We start from the raw sequence: 22,710 nt of genomic DNA on the forward strand, positions 1-22,710 counted from the left end.
TTCCACTCTCGGCTTGACCTTGCCCCTGCGACAACCGGAAGGATCTTTCCCATGACCGAATACACGATTGGCGATGCAGCAGATTTCTTGGGAGTGACGCCCAAAGCCCTGCGCCACTGGGATTCCATCGGGCTCCTCACCCCGCAGTGGCGCACACTGGGCGACTACCGGCTCTACACCGAAGACGATCTGCGCATTGGTGCGACCATCGTGCTGTACCGGAACATGGGCTTCAAACTGGCGGACATACCCGACCTAATCGATGCCCCTTCCGAGGCAGCGCTGGATCGTGCACTCCGAACCCACCGAGCTGCGCTGACGCAAAAGCTCGACCAGGTGAAGAGCCAATTGCGTGCGGTCAGTGACCTAATAGATACAACGCAAGTGAAGGGATACACCATGGAACAAATGAACAAGATCAAGAAGTACTTCGGCGAAGACATGCCTGCCTATCAGGAGGAAGCACGCGAGCGTTGGGGGGACACTCCCGAGTACCAGCAGGCTCAAGAGAAGCTGAATTCGCTGGGCGATGAAGATTTTCAGGAAATCAAGGACGACCACGACCGCTTCGTGGCTGAACTTGTTACCGCCCGAGATGCGGGCGTCGCGCCCGAAAGCGACAAGGCACAAGCTCTGGTCGAGCAGCACCGCGCAACGATCAACCAGTGGTATGACGTCACTACGTCGCGCCAGCTGATTCTGGCTCGGATGTACGTCAGCGATGAGCGATTCGCCGATGCCTACCAAGGTGCTCAGGAATACCTGCTGTCCCTGGTGGAATACCGCGCACAGCAAGAGGGAATCACGAACCCTAGCTGGGACGACTAGTCCACGTAGTACGCATCGGTATTGCTACGATTGCGCCATGAAGGGCTACCGTATCGGCGAACATGCACTGGCGATCTATCTATCCTCTATCGCGGGCTTTGTCGATACGCTGGGGTTTTTGTACTTGGGAGGGTACTTCCTTTCGTTTATGTCGGGTAACACCACGCGCCTGACGGCGGCAGTAAACGCGGGGAAATGGGAGGTTGCTGCGACAGCGGGCGGCGTGATGGTGCTGTTCTTGGTCGGCGTGGGAATTGGGGCTCTGATCAGCCAACTGGGACATCGGCACTTGCCACGCACGCGCACTCGTGAGGCGATCCTGTTGTTTATTTGTGCAACCTCCACTCTCGCATCGGTGATGGTACTAACGGGGCACGAGCAGCTGGCGGTGTACAGTCTGTCGTTCACCGTGGGTGCGATGAACTCTACGTTCGAACGCGATGGCGAGGTAAGCATCTCGCTGACATATATGACCGGCACGCTGGTGAAGATGTCGCAGCGATTCGTGGCCGCTTTGTTCGGCGGTCCTCACATCGACTGGATACGCTACTTCGCTCTGTGGATGGCGCTGGCGTGCGGCGCATTGCTCGGTGGCTGGATGTATGTGCAGGTGGGACTGCACGCGGTTCTGGTGGTGACGGGCATGCTGTACGCGGGAACCGTGACTGCACTGGTGTACCGCCAATGGCGGCGCAACCGTGGGCTGGCGGTTTAGGACTGGAGCGCTAGAGCTCCCAGGGGTTCAAATATTGCACACCCATCGGCTCAAAATCCTTCTGATTTCGAGTCACGATTGTCAGCCCATGCACACGCGCGGTGGCAGCAATTAATAGATCAGCCTGGGGCCGGGGATCCGGAACATTCAAATTGGCCGCCTCTATAGCCACTCGCTCATCAAAAGGAAGAACCCGACCTTCGAACAGCGGAAGTAAATCCTGAGTGAACCACTTCTGCAGCCGCTGCCCCTGCACAGGATCGGTGTGATTCTTTCGGGAGATACCTAACTTCAGCTCATAGATAGTGATCGCAGAGAGATATTGGCTGTGCAAGATCTGCGCATTAACCCACTCAAACACCCTGGGATTTACTTTCCCGGGCGGCTTCCGGAGTTCGCTGACCACATTCGTATCGAGCAGGTAGTTCATAGCTCGGGCACCCGCGGTTCGAAGTCCATCCTTACGTCCTCGAGGTCAATGTCCTCTTCCATTTGCAACCGCGAAGCCCAGCCTTCATTCGAGCCGGAGATCTTCCTGTAGTCATCAATGGAAAGCAATACGAAGGCCGGCTCACCCCGATCAGTAATAACAACGGGCCCCTCACTGGCCTTCCTTTTCGCGTAACTCACATCCTGATTGAACTCACGCGCACTCACGCTAGTCATGAGAACCCTCCTTTTGTAGCAACGTACCTACATTCTAACTAACCAACGGTACTTTCAATACCCGCTGTTAGAAACGCCCTGTTTTTATCTTTGCAACACATTGTTGCTCAAGTCTGTGTAGCGACTGATGAACCGCTCACCTCCCCCAACCTCAACCCCAGGGATTTTCATCATGTTTCTAGCCTTGCGCGAAATGCTTTTTGCGCGCACCCGCTTTCTTCTCATGAGCGTCGTGTTGGCGCTCATGTCCTTGCTGGTCGTCATCATCTCCGGCCTCACAGCCGGATTGGTTAACGACGGTGTTTCCGGCCTGAAGGCAATGGATAGTGACGTCATCGCTTTCGCCGATGGCCCCCAGACGGACTCCGCTTTCACCCGCTACATCGTCAACGTCGACGCAGCCTACCTGCCCCTCGACGTCTGGCAGGAAATCCACGCTGGCGCATGTAAGGGCGAAGAGATAAGCCCGTAGGCGTACAAGGAAATCTCCGTCATCGTCGGTGCACTCATCGCCGTCGGCCTCGAAAGCTTCCTGGAAACCACGGCCATGCCCTACGCCACCGAACTCGGATCCGTCCTCAGCGGCAGCGCGATCCTCTTCGTATCTAGCCTGATCGGCGCGTTGATTGCCGTCGTCCGCGTCACCCGCACCAACCCACTTGCAGCCCTAGGAGAGAACCGATGAGCCCCGCCTCGCATCTTCCCGCCCCGCACGTTCCGGCCCTGGAACTTAAAGACGTCACGGTGACCTACAGTACTACTTCGCTTTAGGGATCAATGCAGCCCACGTAGGCGTACCAAATACCACTGATACGGAGATCTCACAGGCATGACCATAACTTCGGCCCAGCTTGACGCTGTCATTGCCGCAACCCGCCACATCCCCGAATCAAACTTCACCGCCTACCGCGGTGGTTACCCCCAGGAGATCAGCACAGCCCTTATCGATGCTGTGTTCTCAATCCAGGCCCAATACGACTCCGCTACACCTGGCAAAGGCGTCAGGAACCGCGTGCAGGCCTTCCGTTCCGCGAACCCGAGTGCGATTAATAATCTGTCGGCACTGATCGACTTGGGCACTGAACACGTAGTGCAGATGATAGGGAAGGGAAAACCGGACGCCGCTTGAAAGCGGGGGCAGTACTTGAGGCTGCTGCCGGATACGTGGCTATCGGGGTGAACAATGCCACACGTCGATTGCCTCCGAGTATGCCTGGCTCGGGATATGAGGAAAGTCCGGGGAGTTCGCATCTCTTTCACGGCACGTCGCATCGCATCCCCTCTCCCGGCCGCTCGCCTATTCCATATATAAGAAGAACAGATATAGCGCTGAATAGACTGTCGACAAACAGCCATGCAGAATAATTTCAGGAATCTTCCTGCATATTTACAAGATTTCCCAACTATTCAACCATTTTTCATTCCCAAAGGAACTATCTCGCGCTAAGTTCATTTCTAACCATTCACCACAGCGAAAGATGACCCATCATGGCCAGACCATCTCGCACTATCACCACTCTCCTATTCGCCCTCACCCTCGGCATCGGCTTCACCCCCACCGTGCAAGCTCAGCCCACACAACCACCAGCAGCCGCCAGCACACCAGCCGACAACAACGCCGATTACGTCGCACCCGGGCGCGAAGATCTCGAACCGGCAGAACCAGGCTTCGACGACAACAACGTCGATAACCAAGCGGGCAAAAACTGGCACCCCACCACCAACCCCAAAAGCAAAGTCATCCCAGGACAGATGCGTTCCGATAAAGAAGAAATCCCTGGTGGTTTCACCAAAGAACAGGCCAACCGCGCCGAGGTCCAAGAAGCTAAAGAACAGGCCACACAGGCACGCTCTGGGATCCAGACTTTTGCCGTTGTCGATACGTGCCGAACGTACTGGCCCAGCCCGTTCAAGGTCTGCGGAAAGATCCGCGAAAAGTACGACTCCCTCGGCGGACCACAAAGCTTCCTAACCTGGCCAAAATCCGACGAACTGAAGGTTCCCGATGGCGTGGGGCGCCGCAACGAGTTCGTCAACGGATTCATCTACTGGCACCCTAATACCGGTGCTCATTCGATCACCACGCACTTCTCTGTCGCTTGGGCACGTATCGGATGGGAACGTGGACCGCTAGGTTACCCCACCACTGACGAATTTGGCCTGTCTGGCAGTATCGGGCGTAAGCAATCCTTCGAGCACGGCCACATCTACGGCTCATTGGCAGGACTGGCCACAATCCACGGGGCGATCTACGACAAGTGGGTGCAAACCGGGGCAGAAAAAGGCCCGCTTGGCTACCCCACAGGTGATGAAACAAAAACCCCTGACGGCATCGGACGGTTCCATAACTTCACCCGCGGGAAGATCTACTGGCACCCACAATATGGAGCACATAGCGTTGTGGGAGCACAGCAGTTGATCTGGGAAGCGAGCGGACGTGAGCAAGGTATCTATGGATACCCTACTTCCGAACAATTTTTGGACAGTAAAGGAAATGTTGTTCAAAACTTCTCAAAAAGTCGACTGGATCTAAGTGTGTACCTAGGAAACACCGCCACTACACGAGTGGGAGAGAAGCTACTTAACGATAAACTAGTTGCTCTTTATCCTGAGTTGGCTAGTGGGGGGAATGTGGAGATAGGCGCACGAAATGACCTTGTCGCCAATGCAGAAACTAGAGATTCTCGTGTAGTGGGCGGAAAAGAAGTAGTGACAATCATTCCAGTCCCTAGCTACTATGTATATGACTGGCATAGAGGAAATCTAAACGACTACTGCACATCTAGCCCTGATGAATACTCTGGAGGAGTAAAGAATGCAGATTTCAGAGGACCTTGCGCTATTCATGATATGTGCTACCAGGCAGTTTCTCGAGGAGAAAGGACCCAATCATTTTGTGATGAAAGGTTCCACTCGCAGCTATTGCTAACCTGCGAAGGCGTATACTCACAATACAGTGTAGATAGGTATCGGTGCGGAAATGTAGCCCAGGTTTACTATCAAGTCGTAAAGAATGCCCCTCATGATTTTTAAGGAATAATTAATTTGATAAAGCGCATTCTTTTCTTGCCGATCATTGAACTTATTCTTATTTCTCTGTCCTTGTTTGGCTTATCAAGATGGATCATAATGCCTTTTTATGACCCATCTTACGGTACGGAGAGCCAGTTTTTTGATTCCTTCAATCAATCTCTTGTAATAATCTCGGCAATTTCTGCCCTTTTGGGCATTTTTCTTGCGGTAATTGCCCCAAATAAAATCGCTACAGGGTGGGCGATCATTGCCGCTGGAGCGGTGGCTGTCGTACTTGTTAAAAGCATGGCAGACAATAGCCCTAACATTGGCGGAGGTCTCATATTTTTAGTCGGCGAAGTCCTCCTGTTGGCAGGGTTCTCCATGGTCGTTAGGTTCTATTTGATCTCTCTATTAAGATAATCCATACTGTTTGACTACTGCTATAATAGGTCAGATTATCCAAGTCCGCTATCGATATGATCGACCTGACCATGGTCTCCTTAAGCCAAATCCGTAGTTCGCGTTGGCTTGCCAAAGCAGCTATACAGCGTTGTTCGCCCTACCTTCAAAACGTCGTGCGACTTCCGCTTTCGGTACACCAGCATCCACCCATGCATGCGCCTGATCAACCTGCTCCGCAGTAAGCGCGCGGGCACGACCTTTGTACACCCCTCGCTCGAGCAATCCCCTCGGCTTGACGCTCCCTAATGATTGAGCGTTCAAATTCCGCCACCGAACCCAGCAGCCCGAGCATCAGCTTGGCGATCGGGGTGGAGTCCTTCGAGTAGATCTGTCCCTCCTTGAGGAACTCCACCGACACCTCTTTGCTGACTAACTCGTCAACAATGGCATACAGATCCGTTAAGGACCGCGCGCACCGATCCATCGACGCGACCACAAGCTGATCCCCCGCACGGACATACCGCATCGCTTCATCAAGACTAGGCCGCTTTCGTGAACCACCACTAGCCCTATCTGTGTAATAGGTGAAGACCTTCTCCGCCTTGAGTTGCTCAATCTGGCGATCAAGATTCTGATCTTTCGAGCTCACCCGGGCATAACCCACCTTTTGCCCCGAGATCACACCCAACTGTTCCGTGATCTCTAGAGGCAGTGACGGTTCTGTTCCGTTAGTCATGGAGCCAACCCTAGCCAACAGGAAATCTTGTCATTCACAAAGTGTTCGCTTGGGGTACACCGACGGTGATTCCCAGATCACCGCGTTGGACAAGGTGAACCTGACCGTCGAGCCCGGAGAGTTCGTCGCCGTCGTCGGCCCTTCCGGTTCCGGTAAGTCCACACTGCTGGCCGTTGCTGGAGCGCTGACCAACCCAGCCTCTGGCAGCGTCAAAGTCGGCGACGAAGACATCACCAAATACGATGACAAGGAACTAGCCCGCATTCGCCGGGACTACATCGGCTTCGTCTTCCAATCCTCCGGCAGCCTGCCCGGCGCCCTCACCGCCGAGGAACAACTGGAGCTCGCCGCGCGCGTCATGGGTAAACACGGTCGTTACTCTGGTGCGGAGCTTTTGGAGAAGGTTGGTATGACGCCCCGAGCTAAGCACCGCCCAGGAAGTCTGTCGGGTGGCGAACGTCAGCGGGTGGGCATCGCCCGAGCTCTCGTCGGCGCCCCACAGGTGTTGCTGGTCGATGGGCGCTTGAGCCCTACCTCCAACTAGGCATAAGACAACTAGGCAACTGGGTAACTAGACATCCAAATAGGCAGCTACGCAGGCCGAAAAGCGGGTAGTAAACTAGGGCACTATGCCGAAGATCACGGAGACGACAGTAGCCGAGCACCGCGCGGTCCAGCACCGCGCAGTGCTGGAGGCCGCCGAGCGGCTGATCGTTGCTGGCGTCGGCAAGGTTCCCTCCCTGGCAGAGGTGGCCGCCGAGGTTGGCCTAGCCCGCCCCGCCAGCGCCCGAAGAGCGCTTCTGCGCCTACGTGGAGGCGATGCTCGATCTTTTCGTTCACGGTTCCTACGGCCCTCTGATGGCCGCCGCCCAGCTCTTCCCGGAAGCGTTTGCCGAGGAAAAGGTACAGAAATCGCACGCTGGTTTTAAGGAGATCGTGGATAGCTTCTGCCCCGGTGTTTCCTCCATTGACATCGGATTACTGAATGCGGCGGTGGTGAGGGCGTCAGAAATGGCAAAAACCCCCGAAGACCTCGAACAAGCAACGGCAACACTGCATCGCATGGCGCGCGCCATTGTGACGGGTTAGCCCGTCGCCACGAGCGCCTAATTACTTAGTTCTGTAGGGACAAACGCTGGCGACGTTGTACGCTTAACCTCATGCGAAATCGCCTTGTTGCACTCTCCGTTGCCGCGTTGACGGCCCTCTCGCTTGCAGCTTGTTCGGATAACGAGACTCCGCCTGAGCCGAGCGCTGCTCAGCATTCGAAGGAGTCCGGCGAAACTTCCGCCGCAGGACAAGAAGGCACCTCGGAAGAAGGGCAAAATGATGAGGCCTCTGGCAACACAGATAACACTGGCAACAGAGCGAAAAAGCGCCCCAACCCCTCAGCGCCCAGCACTCCGAAGCCCGATAAGGTCGAGCTTGCCCCGAATGAAACAGCCTTAGAGGGCAAGCTGATGAAGGTGCGCTTCAGCGACATGACCCCACCGGAGGACTTCGCACGAGTGGCGGACATCGTGGACGATAGCGTGGACTACTACGCGATCAAACTCGATCCGAAGAAGCCCGTGACGGCGAAACTGGGAGCGGGTATTGGCACCCAAACTCCCGAATGGGCCATCGTTGGTAGCAGCAGTATGCCAAACGAAATGAACTGGGACTCCATGGTCGGGCACAAAATCCGCGTCATCGCGCACCGGGACAACATGACCTTCGCGACGGACCCATCCGCTCCCCCGACGGCGGTGACGGTCAAGAACTCGGACTATAAACCGGAGATCCTCGACTAGTTGGCGTTAGCCTTCATCGCTCCGTATGTCGCAACCAAGCAAGCACTGCCTTTACACGGCGATTAGCATCCTCGGGTGCAAACCCAAGCTTCATAAAGACGCTGGCAACGTGCTTGCTCACTGCTCCTGCGGTCAGCACCAATTCATCCATGATCTCCGAGTTGCTCAGACCACGAGCCATTAAAGCAAGGACTTCCTTTTCCCGAGGAGTTAACGCAGCCAGGCCGGTTCGTCGCGCCGAAAGTAGGGCAGATACAACCTCTGGATCGACGACGGTTCCTCCCCGAGCAACCTCGTTAAGAGAGTGAACGAATTCGTCCACGTCAGAGACGCGTTCCTTCAAAAGATAGCCAAAGCCGCCGTGCTCCAACAGCCGATCGAGGTAGCTCGCCGCAACATATTGGCTTAGCACCATAACTGGTTGGGAAGGATGCCGTTTGCGCAGATCATATACCGCGCGCAGACCATCATCAGTCATGGTGGGAGGCATACGTACATCGGTGATAATCACATCGTATTTCTGCCCATTTTCATCACTCGCCATCGTGGCATTTCGCAATTCTGACGCATCGACCACCGTCACGACTTCATGCCCTAGCGCCATTAGTAATTGTTCTAGCCCGGCACGAAGCAATGCAGAGTCTTCTGCAAGCAAGATCTTCAATCTATTCTCCACTAGGTTGATTTGGGGGATTCCGACAGAGGCAGTTCAAGAATCAACCGCGCACCAGAATCATTTTCAAGCGAGCTTTCACCATCCTTAATGTTCTGGAGTTTCACCGTTCCACCAAGTGCAGCAGCACGCTCACGCAAACCTGCGATACCCGTACCGTTTAAGTCACGTAAATCTTCTGAAGGGGTCTCAATGAATCCCAACCCATCATCTGTAATAGATACCCGTAGCCGATTCGAAAAAGCGACCTTCACGTCAACGTGCTGAGCTTCGCCGTGTTTCGTTGCATTCGTCAAAGCTTCGGCAACGCAGTGGTAGGCCAGTAGCGCCATTGTTTCGTCCAACTCCGGAGAGCTACCTTCGACCTGCAAAACAGCGTCGACCCCTGCGTGTGCGATTAGCTCTTCAAGGGCTGCAACCAGCCCTCTGTCAAAGAGCACCTGCGGGGCGATTCCTCGCACAGTCGCACGTAACGCGCGTAGCGCCTGGGAGGCATTGTGTTCTGCATCCTCCAATGCTATCTCCATAACTTCAGAGGAAGCCTGATTCTTGTAATGCAATTTTGCTGTAGCGAGGTTGAGTTTTAGCGCTGTCAAATATTGTTGTGGCCCGTCATGGAGTTCACGCTCGATGCGACGGCGTTCGCCAGAAAAAGCGTCGATAAGAGTGGCACGAGAAGCAGCGAGCTCCTTATCGCTAGGAGATAGCGCAAACCGAACTACAGCTATTGACGCCGCGGAAAGCAGTCGCGAGAAGATCATCAAAAGACCAATAGCAATGGCGCCCACACCCCAAGAAACAACGAAAATAAGAATTGGATTTGAGGTGGACCATTCGCCCAGAGAAAGCTCACCGACAGGTAGCAATGGGATGGCAATTAGTACTCCTGCAAAGAAGCCCAAAGAAACCCATGTAAAGAAGGCAGCTGCAGCAAGCACAAGTTGCATCACCAGATGAAAGAACTGTGGCCAGTCGAACCAGCGGCTCGCTTTGCGGTACGGGACTTCTACGCCCATCCACAACGCCCCACGTCTACAGATAGCATCTGCACCGCGTGCAACAAGGGGAATCCAAGGCAGCATCAGCAACGAGATAACGAATCCAGGTACGAAAAGGAGCGCGAGCACTGCACTCCAACCCAAACTCTTCAACGTCTTCATCGATTTCAACATTAGTGGTCGCCTTCGAGAAAAACGGTAGAGCCAGCTCTACCGTTATGTAGGTAGTTGGCTCCATGGCTTCCAGACTGCGTGGCTGGTCGGATGAGAGTATGCAGAAATCAAGAACAAGCAGTCATGCCACCGCCGCATCAGCTAGCTCACCAGTCTCTCCGCAAGCGCTCCAAGCTCATAACCTTACGAAGCGATTCGGTAAGCACAAGGTGCTAGACGGTCTCGAACTAAGCATTAACTCTGGTGAATTTGTCGCCATAATGGGCCCGTCTGGGAGTGGCAAAACAACACTACTCAGAATTCTATCTGGCCTCGACAAACCTTCATCGGGCACAGTGAATTCCCCTCACCGTACCGAGCGCGCCTTCGTCTTCCAGGATTACAACCTGCTGGAATCCCTCACGGCAAGGCGCAATGCGATGCTTACCGCCAGGTTTAGTGGGCGCCGCTGCTCCATGGCTCAAGTCAAGACAGTCTTTAATTCATTGGGACTCAAAGGATTTGAAAACTATCTGCCACATCAACTCTCTGGAGGTCAACAGCAGCGTGTAGCCGTGGCTCGTGCGTTGCTTGCTAACGCTCCATTCATCTTTGCTGACGAGCCCACGGGTGCTCTCGACGATCAAACTGCTGATGTGGTGTTAAGGCATCTCAAAACAGCAACCCAATCAGGATCGACAGTGGTAATGGTTACACACTCCCAAAGAGCAGCCGCATATGCGGACCGCGTAATTGATCTCGCTAAAGAACCTCTGGCCACTCCTGGGAGCAAAAACTCATGATTGTTTGGCTTAAAGACCTAAAGTCGAATTGGTTGTCATGGCTGGCGATTTCAATCACGATGCTCGTTTCTTCCGCTAGCTGCAGTCTGGCAATTTCGATGATCTCCGCAGATGGCAAAGACGCAATTCCCCTTGGCGGAACGATCCTTGGAATGTCAATCTGTGCCATCGTTCTAGTCACGTTTAGTCAGATGCGTTTGACCATCGAAGAACACCAACCGATTTATCAGAGTTGGCGCATGGTCGGCATGCCTGGGTGGATGATCAACCTCCTCATACTCGGCCAAGTTGCCGTAGTTAGTGCTACTACCTCTTTAATCGGGGCACAACTCATTCGCCCAGCGCTGAGCCCAGCAGTCGAGGCCCTTCGTGGTGATGGTATCCCCATGCCTGACCTATCGGTTGATGCCTCTGTGGTGATGTGGGTCGTACTCGTTTGCGGTGGGGCCGCTATAGCTGGCGCACTGCTACCGCTAAGACAGATTTTTCGACCACAAACCGACTCTCACCCATTGTGGATCACAATCCGGAGCGCGGTTGCTACGGTCGCTATTGCCGGATGCAGTATTGGAGGCGCCTGCATCGAGAAAACAGAAGATGTACTCGCCTGGGCGATGGGAATGTCAGTCCTCATACCGCTACTATTGCCCTGGCTGCTGCCTCTTCTTGACCAGTGGACACGTGTACTTGGCATTGAAGGAGCCAACGTTCGCGTCCGACGTAACTTCTCCTCGCCTCATATCGTTCCATGGGTATTATTCGGAAGCCTCATCATCAGTGTGGGTTCAGGGCTTCGGTTAATCAAGGGCGCAGAGCCTGGGAGCTCAATGTCAGCATGGCAAGTTTTTGTGGTTGTCCTTGGTCCAGTCCTTGCACCCAGTATCGTTGGCGCCGTAATGACTTCGCTCATTATGCATGCCCGAATCAAAAGGGATATCCATGGGCTTCGCCTTGCAGGCGCGCCCAGTAGGTCCTGGATTCTAATTCAAATAGGCGAAGCATTCGCACTCACCGGAACGGCTGCAGTGGTGGTTTTGGTGTTCACGGTTCTGACCGTTGGCATAGTAAATGACCACCTCACCTGCTTTGTTTCTTTCCATGGGATTTGGTGGACAGCCTTTGCCTGCACCTTCGCTGCGATGTTCTTGGCTCTATGTAGTGTCAAACTGGCGGTAGCAACAATCCGGACAGCAGTCGATGACGATTTGCCCGGTGCATACGTCCGCCGTCGACTAACGTTCAGCCGCGCTATCGAGTGAACCAAACCAGCTTCATGACAAAGGACAACGATTTTCATATAGGGTGAGCACATGAGCTCCCCCAGCGATATCTGGTCAGCCAGCGATTACGCCCCGACAGCTGCACGCCTACGACCGATCTCTGAACTCGTCGCCACGGAATTGGCCGGACGTTTGCCCACCCCTGCAGCAGTCGTCGACATCGGATCGGGGCACGGCGATGGCGTCGCAGCGCTCGTCGCCGAAGGCTACACCGTGACCGCTATCGAGCCGACCGCCCGAATCCGCACGATCGGGCAGCACAACGCGCCAAACGCCACGTGGATAGACGCACTGGGCGAAGCCACCGGCTTGGAAGACGCATCCGTTGACGCCGTCACGAGTACATTTGGGTCGATGTTCTGCGACCCAACCACCGGACCATCAGAATGGGCTCGCATCCTACGTCCGGGCGGCGAGCTGGTGATGACTGCTTGGAATCAAGAGGGCTTCCTCGCCACAATGACAGACGCAATGATGGAGTCGGTCAGCCCTGGAGGCTCGAAGCAGACTCCGCCACACATGGCCTGGGGCATCACCGAGGTGGCTCACGAACGCCTGTCGCAGTGGTTCGAAAGCATCCACATCGAGCACCGCGAGCTGAACTGGACATTCGACAGTATCGAGGACGGCATGCAGCTCTACCGCGAGGGCAGCCCCACCCACGTATGGATGGCCGACAATGCCGGCTCCCATCGAGAGGCTCTATGGGCCGCCTTGCGCGACCACCTCAAAGCTCATACGAATTCCTCCGGACGGATCGAGTCCACGACCGGCTACGTACTCATCACAGCGCGACGACGTTAACAACCGGGGTTCTCACCGTAGAGACCCCGGCACCGACTAAATGTTGAACTTGAACTCCATAGGCCACCCGCCGGACGTGAAGACTTCAACTACGCGCTGTTTATCCTCTTCAGCAGTCTCATCGAGATGACGCTTAGCACGTATCAGGGTTGGTGTGTCCGAATCTGAACGCGATGCAGTCGTTCGCCCTACTTCTCACCATCGCCACCGTCGCATATCCGCTTAACCACGCAGCCCACCACTCGGCATTCTCAGCTCAAAATCTGCAATTTCTTCGATTAGCTCTCGGTCGTGCGTCACCACCAAAACCACAGCGCCTTCCTCAGCACAGCTGCGGATGACCCGCCCCATATGCTTCATCGCAGTAAGATCCAGCCCACAGGTCGGCTCATCAAAAGCAATTACATCAGCGCCAGCCACTTTCGCTGTGGCAACGGTCAACCGCTGTCGTTGTCCGCCGGACAAGCTGAGAGGAACCAAGCTGTCGGCACGACTATGGCTGGGTCTAGCACGTGCAATAGGTCCGCACCACGCTCGCTCCCCAGCCCCGTCTCGTCCCGTTCAAGCAACTGGGTTACCATCTGAGCCAGAGTTACAAATGTCAATGCGCTGCAGATGGAGGCCATGACCTGCAGCGCGACGCCAAGACCGAGCGAGCGACGTACCGGCTGCAAAAGCGTTAGAATCGGCTGTTTTCTTGGAGTTTGGGTTACTGGCTGGGAGGCTTTTTTGTGAAGCCGACGCGTGGCACACCCTTCCATAAGACTCTTTTCTTGACTCATATCATTCCTTTTAATGTCTTTACGGCTGACTTCCCGCAGACATAGAGCTTGGCCAGGTAGGCAATCTCATTCCGAGTGATGTGGTGCGAATGATCACCGGGTACAGTGAACGGACCATCAATCTCGTGGACCCAACGCGCCCAACCATTGGTGTGTGAATCCATTGACTCTAAATCCGAATTCTGTGCTGCCACCGCGTGATATCGACCCCCCTTTCGCCAGCTGGGTAATCAGCCCGTCTAACAAGGATTGCGCGAAGCTGATGGGCGCCATCTTCCTCAAGTTGCCTCTTCGTGCCGGAGTGTTCCAAGACACTGAATGTGAAGGGTCTCCAGCGAACTATTTCCCAGTGGTATTCACCCAGCATCACGGAACGTAAGGCTGGGTGTCGGCGCACGTTCCTGATGGCATTGCGCAATGCTCTGAAATCAACACCACCGAATGCTTGTCCTTCGTTTCGGCCGTTAACGTAGGCCATTTTCGTACTACGTAGCTTTCTCCACATGCCGTTTTCACTGTGCCCACCGACGGGGCCTTTCATGTCCAGACATTAGAAAGTTCTCCTTATTATGCTTATGTGTTCATTGCACTATTCAAGGAGTTTGGAAGCACCGCCATCGAATATGTCCCTGAGTACATTGCTTTTCAGCACTCCTCTTAGGCTAGGCTACATTAAGTGAAGGAAGGCTAAGCTAATCTGTCTTCTAGGTAGTTGGAGATTACCCCCATTCCAGCGCACCCTCCCCAAGCCAAGGAGTTAAAGCAATGTCCACCCGATGGCTCAATTTCACGATCGCACTCTCTGCCGCGCTCATGACACTCGACATGACAGTCGTCACCATCGCCCTACCCGAAATCAACGCAAGCTTTTCCAGCGGTCTTTCCAAAGCCCAGTGGGTCGTCAATAGTTATGTCCTCGTCTTTGCGGCTCTACTCCTGGGAGTCGGAGCCCTCTCCGACCGCATTCCTCGCCGCCCCTTATTTCTCATTGGCCATGTTGTCTTCGGGCTAGCCTCCCTGCTCTGCGCTGTCGCCACTAGCGTCGACATGTTGATTCTTGGACGCATTATCCAAGCACTCGGTGCCACGTTTGTGTTCGCCACATGTATGCCCCTCATTGCCGATCACTTTGAGGGCGACGACGCAGGACGTTCACGAGCAGTCGGGATCTACATGGCCGCCGGCGCCGCCGCTGCGGCTCTCGGCCCCCTCGTAGGGGGGATCATCATAAGCAACGGTGGATGGCGTTGGATGTTTGCTATCAACCCACCGCTGTGTCTGTTGGCTATCGCAATCATGTTCTTCTTAATTCGCTCCTCCCAAGAGACAACACGGGCCAGTGGACACATCGACTGGATCAGCACCGCAATCATCGCGATCGCCCTCTTTGCCATGAACTACGCCCTCATTAGCGGTCCGGACGATGGCTGGACTACGCCCCTCGTCCTCGGAGCGATCGTCGTCGCCGCGGCTTTATTGGGAGTTTTCATAGTTCTCCAAATCAGGCATGGCAACGAAGCATTATTAGACCTCAGCTTATTCAAGAGTAGTACCTTCACAGCAGCAATCACGCTGTCCTTCACTGCTCGCCTCACCTCATACGGAATGATGCCCTACCTCGTCTTCTGGCTCGCGGGTTACCAGGAACTCTCTCCCATTGCAGTAGGACTCGTCCTTCTAGCCATGGCACTTCCGATTGTGGTGGTGGCGGGTCCGTCCTCAGCGTTGCAGAGGACAGGAAAAGTCAATGTAGTTACTGGAGTCGCAATGCTCCTTGTAACCATTGGTCTGATCTGGTTGGGACTAGCCGTATCTCCAGATGCTTCATGGGAGCCGGTTATTGGCCCGCTCATCGTAATTGGAGTGGGCACTGGCTTAGCAATGCCACACATGATGAACATAGCGTTGTCCGTTGTTCCGGCTAGCCGATCAGGTTCGGCCACGGGCGTGGTTAATACCGCCTTCCCGCTCGGAACAGCAACAGGCGTAGCTTTCTTCGGATCCGTCTTGAGCTCTCACATCGACGCGTTGAAGCAAGTTCCAGAGAGTATCCGCGAGGCGGGAGCAACAGGACAGTTGAATGCGCTCCGTATCCAAGGACCAGGAGAAGTTATTTCTCTTGTAACGGAAGCTTTCACAGATGGTCTGAGCACCATCATGTTCATCGCTGCTCTCTGCAGCGCCCTATGCGCTGCATTCTGCTGGTGGGCAATTCGCCTTCCGGTATCAACAGTTGAGTCACGACATGACTAGCAGCTACAACTGAACCGTCCCACGTTTGTTCCGTTTGAGTAGTTGGGAAAATCTGGGGTATGCCGAAGAAGTTTGATCAGAATGCGAAGGATCGTGTGGTCCGTTTGATCTAGGATCGCATCCTTGCGGAGGGTATTTTTCTTCGAAGGCAGTGCCAGGTGGCCGCGCCGAACCTCAGAGTGTCTTGGCACACTACCCGTCAGTGGTGCGGCAGGCTCACCGAGAAGAACACGTCCAGCGGGGCGAGGAAAACAACACTGCTGCAAATGCGAGGCTACGGCGAGAAAACCAGCAGCTCCGCGACACCAACGAGTTACTAAAGGCCGCTCCGGCTTTATGGCGTCGGAACGTGACCCCCAAATACGTTCGCACGGCTGGAGGGCTTGTTTTACACGGCTTACGTCATGGATGTGTATTACCGAAAGACTGTCGACTGGGCCTTTTCGGATACGATCCGCACCGAGACACTGCCGTTGCAGGCTCCAAACCAGATTATCGCGACGGCTAGGGAAACCGCTGGCCTCGTGCATCATTCCGGCCCCGGTTCGCAGTATGCCAGCACCGTCTACTCAGCACCGTCTACAACGACAGACGCAATGATGGAATCGGTCAACCCTGGAGACTCGAAGCAGACCCCGCCACACATGGCCTGGAGTATCACCGAGAGGCTCTATGGGGCGCCTTGCGCGACCACCTCAAAGCTCATACGAATTCCTCCGGACGGATCGAATCCACGACCGGCTATGCACTCATCACAGCGCGACGACGTTGACCACCGTGCTCCTCGTCGCAGGGGAAGGAAGTCCTGCCACGAAACACGGCATCGAGTCGTAAGAGAAATGATCATTCACTCAATGAAGGCGCGCAAGCAGAACCGCAACCTGCTCGATTAGCCGTCGGGTCTCTCTAGGGAGGCGAGAGACAGTACCCGGCTAGCCCCACGATCCCTTCTCCGAAACATTGCAGGTGCGCAATTGAACCTCGATAATTGAAACCATGAGTGACGCGAACCTTGATATCCGCCAGATCACCTTCGACTGCCATGATCCGTCAAAACTCGCCACGTTCTGGTCGTCTGCAACTGGCTGCAGAATCGCCGCCGACTACGGCGATTTCGTGATGGTTGATTCCACGCCGGCGCTCGGGTTCCAGCGCGTCGAGAATCCCACCCCTGGAAAAAACCGCATGCATATCGACGTTGGCGGCGGGCAACGCGAAGCCTTAGTAGAGCGCCTCAAAGGTTTAGGCGCTGCCGAACTCAGCACGAACGAAGCACCCGGGCTCGAGTGGACTGTCATGCAGGATCCAGAGGGCAACGAGTTCTGCGTGGGCGGTCCCGCAACCTAGCAAGGCGCGTTTAAAACGCAGGCTCCAAAGACGAAGTTCATCCTGTCGTGGATTTAATTTGTCACCGCTACGCCGAGGCGGACTGCACGGGCTGTATCCCCGCAGTAACGGCACGCTTACCGTGGACAATCTCGTTTATCCTGCGCGGCGGAACACCGATAGCAATAGCGAGTTTGTGCTGGGTGATCTCCATCTCCTTGAGGAAGTCCTCCATGAGATTCTCACCCGGGGGTGAACCGGAGGGATTTTGTCAGCGGTAGTGAACGGCCTCTACGTCCTCTGACCCCGTGATGGTGTAGTCACGCTGAATATGCGCTGTTGCCTGACCCCACTCGCTCGCTTTAACCCGCGCTTGGTGCGAATCGAACGATGCTTGATCAGTGAATAGTTCCGATACATTCCATACGAGCGGGTCGTCGGATTGAGTGACCTCGAAGCGCAGACACCCGAGTTCATCACGAGAGAGCTCAACGTGTTTAGGAAGGAACCGTTCAACGATCGAAACATCACTGAGGTCTTTGCAGATCAGGGTACCGTTCAGCTCGAACATGCTCCTAGAACACCTTCGCTAAAAGTCAGACACGGCGCTTAAACGTTAAACTTATATTCCACGGCATCTCGTTGCAAAGTTACTCTCTCTCGTTAAGGCTGCCTGATGTCGGCACCACCACCTTCGGTCGCACCTACGCCGCCGAGCCAGACAAGCTCATTGAGCAACTCAAAACCGACGCCGCCGTCATGTCCGCCGGCACCCTGCTCATCACCATCCCCACCGGAATGGGCGTGGACGTCAACGTGAAGATCTTGGACAACTTCGCCACGCATGTCGCCCCCGCGTGGAAGAAGCCGAATCACGAAGGCCCAGTTACCGGCTATCCCATCGACTAATTCCTGCAGGTCGCAAGCTCTTCGTTTCAACGTCAGTTCAGTGCGTGTTGAATAGTTCAGTAACTGCTGTATGATTCAGCATATGCTGACTATTGCTTCACGCCTCGACGTCATGAACCGGCTCGGCCGGGCCATGGCGGATCCGACGCGCTCCAGAATCCTAATCACCCTACTCGACGGCCCGAGCTACCCGGCCGTGCTTTCGCGCGACCTGGACCTGACCCGCTCGAACGTCTCGAACCACCTGACCTGCTTGCGTGACTGCGGCATCGTCGTCGCCGAGCCGGAGGGCCGCAAGACACGCTACGAAATCGCCGATCCGCACCTCGCGACAGCGCTCAACGCGCTAGTGAACGCGACGTTGGCTGTCGACGAAAACGCCCCGTGCATCGACCCTGAGTGCTCGGTGCCCGGCTGCGACGGAAAAGGAGCGGACGCATGAGTTCAGCATGTGGATGCGAACACGAACCAGCCACGGAGATCGAAGATCTCGATCGGCCCTGGTGGAAGGACCCCGAGTTGCTACTGCCGATCTTCTCCGGCGTAGCCCTCTGCATAGGACTGGCACTGGGCTGGTCCGACTTGGAGACGCCCGCAACGGTACTGTATTGGCTTGGCCTGCTGTTGGGCGCTTACACGTTCGCACCTGGAGCGATCCGGAACCTTGTCACGAACCGCAAGCTCGGCATTGGCTTGCTTATGACGATCAGCGCGGTCGGCGCGGTAATCCTCGGTTACGTCGGAGAGGCCGCGGCGCTAGCGTTCCTGTACTCGATCGCCGAGGCGCTGGAAGACAAGGCGATGGACCGGGCCCAAGGCGGACTGCGGGCACTGTTGAAGCTGGTACCGCAAACCGCGACCGTGCTGCGCGACGGTACGACGGCCGAGGTCGCTGCGAAGGACCTTGAGGTTGGCGAGCTAATGATCGTACGCCCCGGGGAGCGGATCGCCACGGACGGCATCATTCGGTCCGGACGCTCCAGCCTTGACACCTCAGCGATCACCGGAGAATCCATTCCGGAGGAGGTTGCGCCCGGCGACGAGGTGCCCGCGGGAGCGATCAACTCCGCCGGTGTGCTGGAAGTCGAAACGACCGCAGCTGGAACGGACAACTCGCTGACCACACTCGTCGACCTCGTCGAGCAGGCGCAGGCGGAAAAGGGCGACCGCGCCCGGATCGCCGACCGGATTGCCCAACCCCTAGTGCCCGGGGTGATGATCCTGGCGGTGTTGGTCGGCGTGATTGGCTCGCTGCTGGGCGACCCCGAGACGTGGATCACCCGCGCGTTGGTGGTCCTGGTCGCAGCATCCCCGTGTGCGCTGGCAATCTCCGTGCCGCTGACGGTCGTGGCCGCCATCGGCGCGGCCAGCCAGTTCGGCGTGGTCATCAAGTCCGGCGCGGCGTTCGAGCGACTCGGCGGCATCCGTCACCTGGCGGTGGACAAGACCGGAACCCTTACCCGCAACCAGCCCGAGGTTACCGACGTGGTCCCGGCAGACGGATTCGATCCGGCGCAGGTGCTTGCTTTCGCGGCGGCAGTTGAGCAGCAATCGACGCACCCCCTCGCCACGGCGATCGCGGCAGCGGGGCCCGAAGCGCCCGCTGCCTTGGACATCAGCGAGGAGGCCGGGCATGGCATCGGCGGCACCGTCGAAGGTCGACGGGTGCTGGTGGGCAGCCCCCGGTGGATCGACGCCGGGCCACTAAAGGCAGACGTTGAGCGCATGGAGTCCGAGGGCCAGACCTGCGTCCTAGTCACCGTCGATGACGCCCTCGCCGGGGCGATCGGGGTCCGCGACGAGCTGCGGCCCGAGGTACCCCAAGCCGTGCAGACCCTGCACGACAACGACGTGGAAGTGAGCATGCTCACCGGCGATAACACTCGCACCGCCCGGGCGCTGGCTGAAATCGCCGGAATCGACGACGTGCGCGCCGAGCTGCGACCGGAGGACAAGGCAAGCATCGTCGCCGAACTCTCCTCCAAGACGCCGACGGCGATGATCGGCGACGGCATCAACGACGCCCCGGCACTGGCGGGCGCAACGGTGGGCATTGCGATGGGAGCAACCGGCTCTGACGCCGCGATCGAGTCCGCTGATGTCGCCTTCACCGGCCACGACCTCCGACTGATCCCGCAAGCGCTGCAGCACGCTCGCCGAGGCAGCAGGATCATCAACCAAAACATCGTGCTGTCTCTGGCCATCATCATCGTGTTGATGCCACTGGCGATCAGCGGCGTGCTGGGACTGGCCGCTGTCGTATTGGTTCACGAGGTCGCTGAAGTCATTGTCATCTTGAACGGCCTGCGGGCCGCACGAGCGAAGCGCTGAGACACACCTTCGCCCAGCGCGCTGGCTCTCCAGCGCGGATCTTGGAAGGATCGAGCTGCTCAGGGACCAAGCGTCGCCTCAAAACTTTTGATGCCGAGCTTCATCGACACGGTCCGCGACTACCTGGGCAGTGTGTTTGGCAAAGGGCTCCCACCCATCAGTGTTGCCGAGGCGTCGCCGGTCCAGTTGCCGTAACCGACCAGATGCAGATTCGTCATCGCGGTTTCGCGGCCGCGCATGAGGTGGCGGAATGGACTGAGGGCCGGACGGAAACCAGTGCACCAGATCAGATGGTCGTGGTCGAGCTCGCTCAAGCTATCGAAGATGGGGGTAGCGGCGAGCTGGCCGGAGTCGCGGAGCTCACGTAAATGAGGAAGCGCGACAATGTCCCCGAGGTTCGGGCCGGAATCGCCACCGAGAATCCGGCGGCGGCTGCTCGCGTTACACGTTGAACTTGAACTCCACCGAGTTTCAGTCGAAAGCTACCTGCCTTTTCGCACCATCAAGCGTGGTAAAATCCTCACCATAGAGCGCACGTATAAGTGGGAGCATGTCGAGACTCCCCTCATCCGGCACGAGGCCGCAGTTCATTTTTTAAGAGCCGGCTTGACCGCTTCCGGAGTGCAATACGGCGATGGATACGAGGCCACGTGGGAGCTGCGCACCGCGGAGAACTGGGTGACCGAACGTGTGTCGGTGAACGTTGAAGGCGACGGATGGGGGCGAAGCCTCGAGCTGTTTAGGTCCGAGCAAGGCGTGTGGTCGGCGGAAACCAATGAAGAGGGCGCCCAGCCTGAAGATCTGCCCTCCCCCGGTATCGTCCAGTCAGCCGACCTGAAAGCCGCACTCGATTGCGATCTCGGTCTGTGCCCTCTCACCAACACAATGCCTATTCGTCGCTTGACGCTGCTTGAGACTCAGGTTCCGAAAACGCAGCTGATCATGGCTTGGATTGATATACCGTCCCTCCAGGTGATCGCATCAGACCAGTACTACAGCTCCGTCGATGCTGAAACTGTCCGATACGGAAGCGGAACACGGGGAGTCGACGTCGAGTTGGAGGTCGACGGTGACGGAGTGGTCGTACACTACCCTGATCTCGCACGGCGGGTCTGATCCGGAAACAACTCTAACTAAGCTGGGCGGTATGAACGACCTGACCATCGCGCCTGGCCCAGGGATCCCCGGGGGTCTGGCCATCGTCGCCGCCGACCTGACGGAGCGGTTTGCGAAGGCGTCGGGCCCCGGCGGCCAGGGCGTCAACACCACCGACAGCAAGGTGCAGCTCTCCATCGACATCGCGGCGTGCGCATCGCTTTCCGACGCCCAACGCCGCCGCGCCCTCCACAACCTCGAACACCGCCTGGACGGCACTGTGCTCACCGTGAGCGCGTCGACGCAGCGCTCGCAGGTCCGTAACCGCGCCGAGGCGCGAGAGCGCATGGCCTCCCTATTGCGTGAGGCGCTCGCCCCACCGCCTCCCCCGCGGCGGAAAACGAAGCCGACGCGCGGCTCGGTGCGGCGCCGTCTCGAAGCGAAGAAGCGGCGCTCGGAACTCAAGTCCACGCGACGGCGGCCCCAAATTCCCTAGTTCGAACCATCCGCGTGCATATCCTCACGCTGACGGACCTGGTTCGGGTAACCGCTACGCTGAGACAGCTTGGACCGGTTGAATCCGCTCGATTTCCGGGAGGATTTTGTCTTCCGCCACATCCAGGTCGTACTGGGTCTGCAACCCGAGCCAGAACTGGGGGCTCATCTCGAAAAACTTCGCTAGACGAAGGGCCGTGTCAGCGGTTACAGCGCGCTTACCGTGAACAATTTCGTTGATCCGGCGGGGCGGGACGCCGATGGAGACGGCGAGCTTGTGCTGGGTGATCCCCATTTCCTTGAGAAAGTCCTCCATGAGGATCTCACCGGGGTGAACCGGAGGGAGCTTGTCAGTGGTAGTCAACGATCTCAACCTCCTCTGGCCCCGCGGCGGACCACCTAAAACAGATCCGCCACTGGTCGTTGATTCGAATACTGAACTGACCCCGCCGATCACCTTTCAACGCCTCGAGCCGGTTTCCCGGGGGAATCCGTAACTCATCAAGAGTCTGCGCGTACCCAAGCTGGCGAAGCTTGCGCAGCGCTACTGAGTGAATGCGGGAATCGATCGAGCGAACCCGCTCTCGATTCCACAGACGCTCAGTGTCCTTGTCAGCGAACGACTGGATCATGCTTCACCCTATCCCCCATAA

Annotated in this window: 26 protein-coding genes and 4 pseudogenes; 20 read left to right on the forward strand and 10 right to left on the reverse strand. The window is 56.6% G+C overall.

Annotated features, from left to right (window positions below; genetic code table 11):
• Positions 1-51 precede the first annotated feature (51 nt).
• Positions 52-828 (forward strand): MerR family transcriptional regulator, encoded by a 777-nt coding sequence (locus ACWXWJ_RS08490; protein WP_448308184.1) that lies wholly within the window; start codon positions 52-54, stop codon positions 826-828.
• Positions 829-865: 37 nt separating this feature from the next.
• Positions 866-1,543 (forward strand): YoaK family protein, encoded by a 678-nt coding sequence (locus tag ACWXWJ_RS08495; RefSeq protein WP_448308183.1) that lies wholly within the window; start codon positions 866-868, stop codon positions 1,541-1,543.
• Positions 1,544-1,553: 10 nt separating this feature from the next.
• Here ACWXWJ_RS08495 and ACWXWJ_RS08500 read toward each other — a convergent pair whose 3' ends face one another.
• Both ACWXWJ_RS08500 and ACWXWJ_RS08505 read right to left on the reverse strand, forming a co-directional pair.
• The gene (locus tag ACWXWJ_RS08500; protein WP_473964134.1) at positions 1,554-1,973 is read right to left on the reverse strand and encodes a PIN domain-containing protein; all 420 of its coding nucleotides are present in this window, start codon (positions 1,971-1,973) and stop codon (positions 1,554-1,556) included.
• Positions 1,970-2,209: a type II toxin-antitoxin system Phd/YefM family antitoxin gene (locus ACWXWJ_RS08505; RefSeq protein ID WP_284804622.1), complete on the reverse strand. Its 240-nt coding sequence runs from the start codon at positions 2,207-2,209 to the stop codon at positions 1,970-1,972. The genes ACWXWJ_RS08500 and ACWXWJ_RS08505 overlap by 4 nt, the downstream gene beginning before the upstream one ends.
• A 172-nt stretch (positions 2,210-2,381) precedes the next feature.
• Here ACWXWJ_RS08505 and ACWXWJ_RS08510 point away from each other — a divergent pair.
• From ACWXWJ_RS08510 to ACWXWJ_RS08525, 4 genes and pseudogenes are all read left to right on the forward strand, one after another.
• Positions 2,382-2,894, forward strand: a pseudogene (locus ACWXWJ_RS08510) (hypothetical protein).
• A gap of 144 nt (positions 2,895-3,038) precedes the next feature.
• Positions 3,039-3,338, forward strand: coding sequence for a hypothetical protein (locus ACWXWJ_RS08515; RefSeq protein ID WP_434819699.1), 300 nt, complete (start codon positions 3,039-3,041; stop codon positions 3,336-3,338).
• 359 nt (positions 3,339-3,697) lie between these two features.
• Positions 3,698-5,242, forward strand: coding sequence for a hypothetical protein (locus ACWXWJ_RS08520; protein WP_473964135.1), 1,545 nt, complete (start codon positions 3,698-3,700; stop codon positions 5,240-5,242).
• Positions 5,243-5,254: 12 nt separating this feature from the next.
• Positions 5,255-5,644: a hypothetical protein gene (locus ACWXWJ_RS08525; protein ID WP_408925406.1), complete on the forward strand. Its 390-nt coding sequence runs from the start codon at positions 5,255-5,257 to the stop codon at positions 5,642-5,644.
• A gap of 205 nt (positions 5,645-5,849) precedes the next feature.
• Here ACWXWJ_RS08525 and ACWXWJ_RS08530 read toward each other — a convergent pair whose 3' ends face one another.
• Entirely contained in the window at positions 5,850-6,362 is a 513-nt protein-coding gene (locus ACWXWJ_RS08530) for a recombinase family protein (RefSeq protein ID WP_434819697.1), read from the reverse strand.
• On the opposite strand from ACWXWJ_RS08530, the pseudogene ACWXWJ_RS08535 reads away from it, so the two are divergent.
• The 3 genes and pseudogenes from ACWXWJ_RS08535 to ACWXWJ_RS08545 form a co-directional block, all read left to right on the forward strand.
• Positions 6,361-6,879: pseudogene (locus ACWXWJ_RS08535) on the forward strand (ABC transporter ATP-binding protein); the annotation flags it as partial. The gene ACWXWJ_RS08530 and the pseudogene ACWXWJ_RS08535 overlap by 2 nt on opposite strands.
• A gap of 302 nt (positions 6,880-7,181) precedes the next feature.
• Positions 7,182-7,451, forward strand: coding sequence for a hypothetical protein (locus ACWXWJ_RS08540; RefSeq protein ID WP_473964136.1), 270 nt, complete (start codon positions 7,182-7,184; stop codon positions 7,449-7,451).
• Positions 7,452-7,522: 71 nt separating this feature from the next.
• The gene (locus ACWXWJ_RS08545) at positions 7,523-8,155 is read left to right on the forward strand and encodes a hypothetical protein (protein ID WP_473964137.1); all 633 of its coding nucleotides are present in this window, start codon (positions 7,523-7,525) and stop codon (positions 8,153-8,155) included.
• A gap of 13 nt (positions 8,156-8,168) precedes the next feature.
• Here the strand turns inward: ACWXWJ_RS08545 and ACWXWJ_RS08550 are convergent, their stop codons facing one another.
• Together ACWXWJ_RS08550 and ACWXWJ_RS08555 are read right to left on the reverse strand one after the other, a co-directional pair.
• The gene (locus tag ACWXWJ_RS08550) at positions 8,169-8,819 is read right to left on the reverse strand and encodes a response regulator transcription factor (protein WP_473964138.1); all 651 of its coding nucleotides are present in this window, start codon (positions 8,817-8,819) and stop codon (positions 8,169-8,171) included.
• An 11-nt stretch (positions 8,820-8,830) separates the two neighbouring features.
• A complete protein-coding gene (locus ACWXWJ_RS08555; RefSeq protein WP_473964139.1) occupies positions 8,831-10,000 on the reverse strand; it encodes a sensor histidine kinase in 1,170 nt (389 codons plus the stop codon).
• Between the two features lie 62 nt (positions 10,001-10,062).
• Between ACWXWJ_RS08555 and ACWXWJ_RS08560 the strand changes: the two genes are divergently transcribed.
• The 3 genes from ACWXWJ_RS08560 to ACWXWJ_RS08570 are packed head-to-tail and all read left to right on the forward strand — an operon-like array spanning position 10,063 to position 12,866.
• Positions 10,063-10,782 carry an ABC transporter ATP-binding protein gene (locus ACWXWJ_RS08560; protein ID WP_473964140.1) on the forward strand — a complete coding sequence of 240 codons (720 nt, stop codon included), beginning with the start codon at positions 10,063-10,065 and terminating at the stop codon, positions 10,780-10,782.
• Positions 10,779-12,041 carry an FtsX-like permease family protein gene (locus tag ACWXWJ_RS08565; RefSeq protein ID WP_473964141.1) on the forward strand — a complete coding sequence of 421 codons (1,263 nt, stop codon included), beginning with the start codon at positions 10,779-10,781 and terminating at the stop codon, positions 12,039-12,041. Before ACWXWJ_RS08560 ends, ACWXWJ_RS08565 begins: the two co-directional genes overlap by 4 nt.
• Before the next feature lie 51 nt (positions 12,042-12,092).
• Positions 12,093-12,866 carry a class I SAM-dependent methyltransferase gene (locus ACWXWJ_RS08570; RefSeq protein WP_473964142.1) on the forward strand — a complete coding sequence of 258 codons (774 nt, stop codon included), beginning with the start codon at positions 12,093-12,095 and terminating at the stop codon, positions 12,864-12,866.
• 222 nt (positions 12,867-13,088) lie between these two features.
• Here the strand turns inward: ACWXWJ_RS08570 and ACWXWJ_RS08575 are convergent, their stop codons facing one another.
• Entirely contained in the window at positions 13,089-13,307 is a 219-nt protein-coding gene (locus ACWXWJ_RS08575) for a hypothetical protein (RefSeq protein ID WP_473964143.1), read from the reverse strand.
• 1,106 nt (positions 13,308-14,413) lie between these two features.
• Between ACWXWJ_RS08575 and ACWXWJ_RS08580 the strand changes: the two genes are divergently transcribed.
• Complete coding sequence (locus ACWXWJ_RS08580; protein ID WP_473964144.1) at positions 14,414-15,901, forward strand: MFS transporter; 1,488 nt, start codon at positions 14,414-14,416, stop codon at positions 15,899-15,901.
• Positions 15,902-16,897: 996 nt separating this feature from the next.
• On the forward strand, positions 16,898-17,248 hold the full coding sequence (locus tag ACWXWJ_RS08585) for a VOC family protein (protein WP_473964145.1): 351 nt from the start codon (positions 16,898-16,900) through the stop codon (positions 17,246-17,248).
• Between the two features lie 100 nt (positions 17,249-17,348).
• Here ACWXWJ_RS08585 and ACWXWJ_RS08590 read toward each other — a convergent pair.
• Positions 17,349-17,494 (reverse strand): annotated as a pseudogene (locus ACWXWJ_RS08590) (HigA family addiction module antitoxin); the annotation flags it as partial.
• A 4-nt stretch (positions 17,495-17,498) separates the two neighbouring features.
• The gene (locus ACWXWJ_RS08595; RefSeq protein ID WP_473964146.1) at positions 17,499-17,798 is read right to left on the reverse strand and encodes a putative quinol monooxygenase; all 300 of its coding nucleotides are present in this window, start codon (positions 17,796-17,798) and stop codon (positions 17,499-17,501) included.
• Positions 17,799-17,896: 98 nt separating this feature from the next.
• On the opposite strand from ACWXWJ_RS08595, the pseudogene ACWXWJ_RS08600 reads away from it, so the two are divergent.
• The 6 genes and pseudogenes from ACWXWJ_RS08600 to arfB form a co-directional block, all read left to right on the forward strand.
• Positions 17,897-18,136 (forward strand): annotated as a pseudogene (locus ACWXWJ_RS08600) (LLM class flavin-dependent oxidoreductase); the annotation flags it as partial.
• Between the two features lie 82 nt (positions 18,137-18,218).
• Positions 18,219-18,578 (forward strand): Cd(II)/Pb(II)-sensing metalloregulatory transcriptional regulator CmtR, encoded by a 360-nt coding sequence (cmtR, locus tag ACWXWJ_RS08605; RefSeq protein ID WP_012359887.1) that lies wholly within the window; start codon positions 18,219-18,221, stop codon positions 18,576-18,578.
• A complete protein-coding gene (locus ACWXWJ_RS08610; RefSeq protein ID WP_473964147.1) occupies positions 18,575-20,467 on the forward strand; it encodes a heavy metal translocating P-type ATPase in 1,893 nt (630 codons plus the stop codon). The genes cmtR and ACWXWJ_RS08610 overlap by 4 nt, the downstream gene beginning before the upstream one ends.
• Before the next feature lie 203 nt (positions 20,468-20,670).
• Positions 20,671-20,835 (forward strand): hypothetical protein, encoded by a 165-nt coding sequence (locus ACWXWJ_RS08615; RefSeq protein WP_192816054.1) that lies wholly within the window; start codon positions 20,671-20,673, stop codon positions 20,833-20,835.
• A 238-nt stretch (positions 20,836-21,073) separates the two neighbouring features.
• Positions 21,074-21,583 carry a putative glycolipid-binding domain-containing protein gene (locus ACWXWJ_RS08620; RefSeq protein WP_080716817.1) on the forward strand — a complete coding sequence of 170 codons (510 nt, stop codon included), beginning with the start codon at positions 21,074-21,076 and terminating at the stop codon, positions 21,581-21,583.
• Positions 21,584-21,614: 31 nt separating this feature from the next.
• Positions 21,615-22,058 carry an alternative ribosome rescue aminoacyl-tRNA hydrolase ArfB gene (arfB, locus tag ACWXWJ_RS08625; protein WP_043014449.1) on the forward strand — a complete coding sequence of 148 codons (444 nt, stop codon included), beginning with the start codon at positions 21,615-21,617 and terminating at the stop codon, positions 22,056-22,058.
• Positions 22,059-22,112: 54 nt separating this feature from the next.
• Here the strand turns inward: arfB and ACWXWJ_RS08630 are convergent, their stop codons facing one another.
• Both ACWXWJ_RS08630 and ACWXWJ_RS08635 read right to left on the reverse strand, forming a co-directional pair.
• Positions 22,113-22,373, reverse strand: a complete 261-nt coding sequence (locus ACWXWJ_RS08630) for a HigA family addiction module antitoxin (protein WP_293792327.1) — start codon at positions 22,371-22,373, stop codon at positions 22,113-22,115.
• Between the two features lie 34 nt (positions 22,374-22,407).
• On the reverse strand, positions 22,408-22,689 hold the full coding sequence (locus ACWXWJ_RS08635) for a type II toxin-antitoxin system RelE/ParE family toxin (RefSeq protein ID WP_005290974.1): 282 nt from the start codon (positions 22,687-22,689) through the stop codon (positions 22,408-22,410).
• Positions 22,690-22,710: the final 21 nt, after the last annotated feature.

Source organism: Corynebacterium sp. p3-SID1761 (assembly GCF_055862885.1).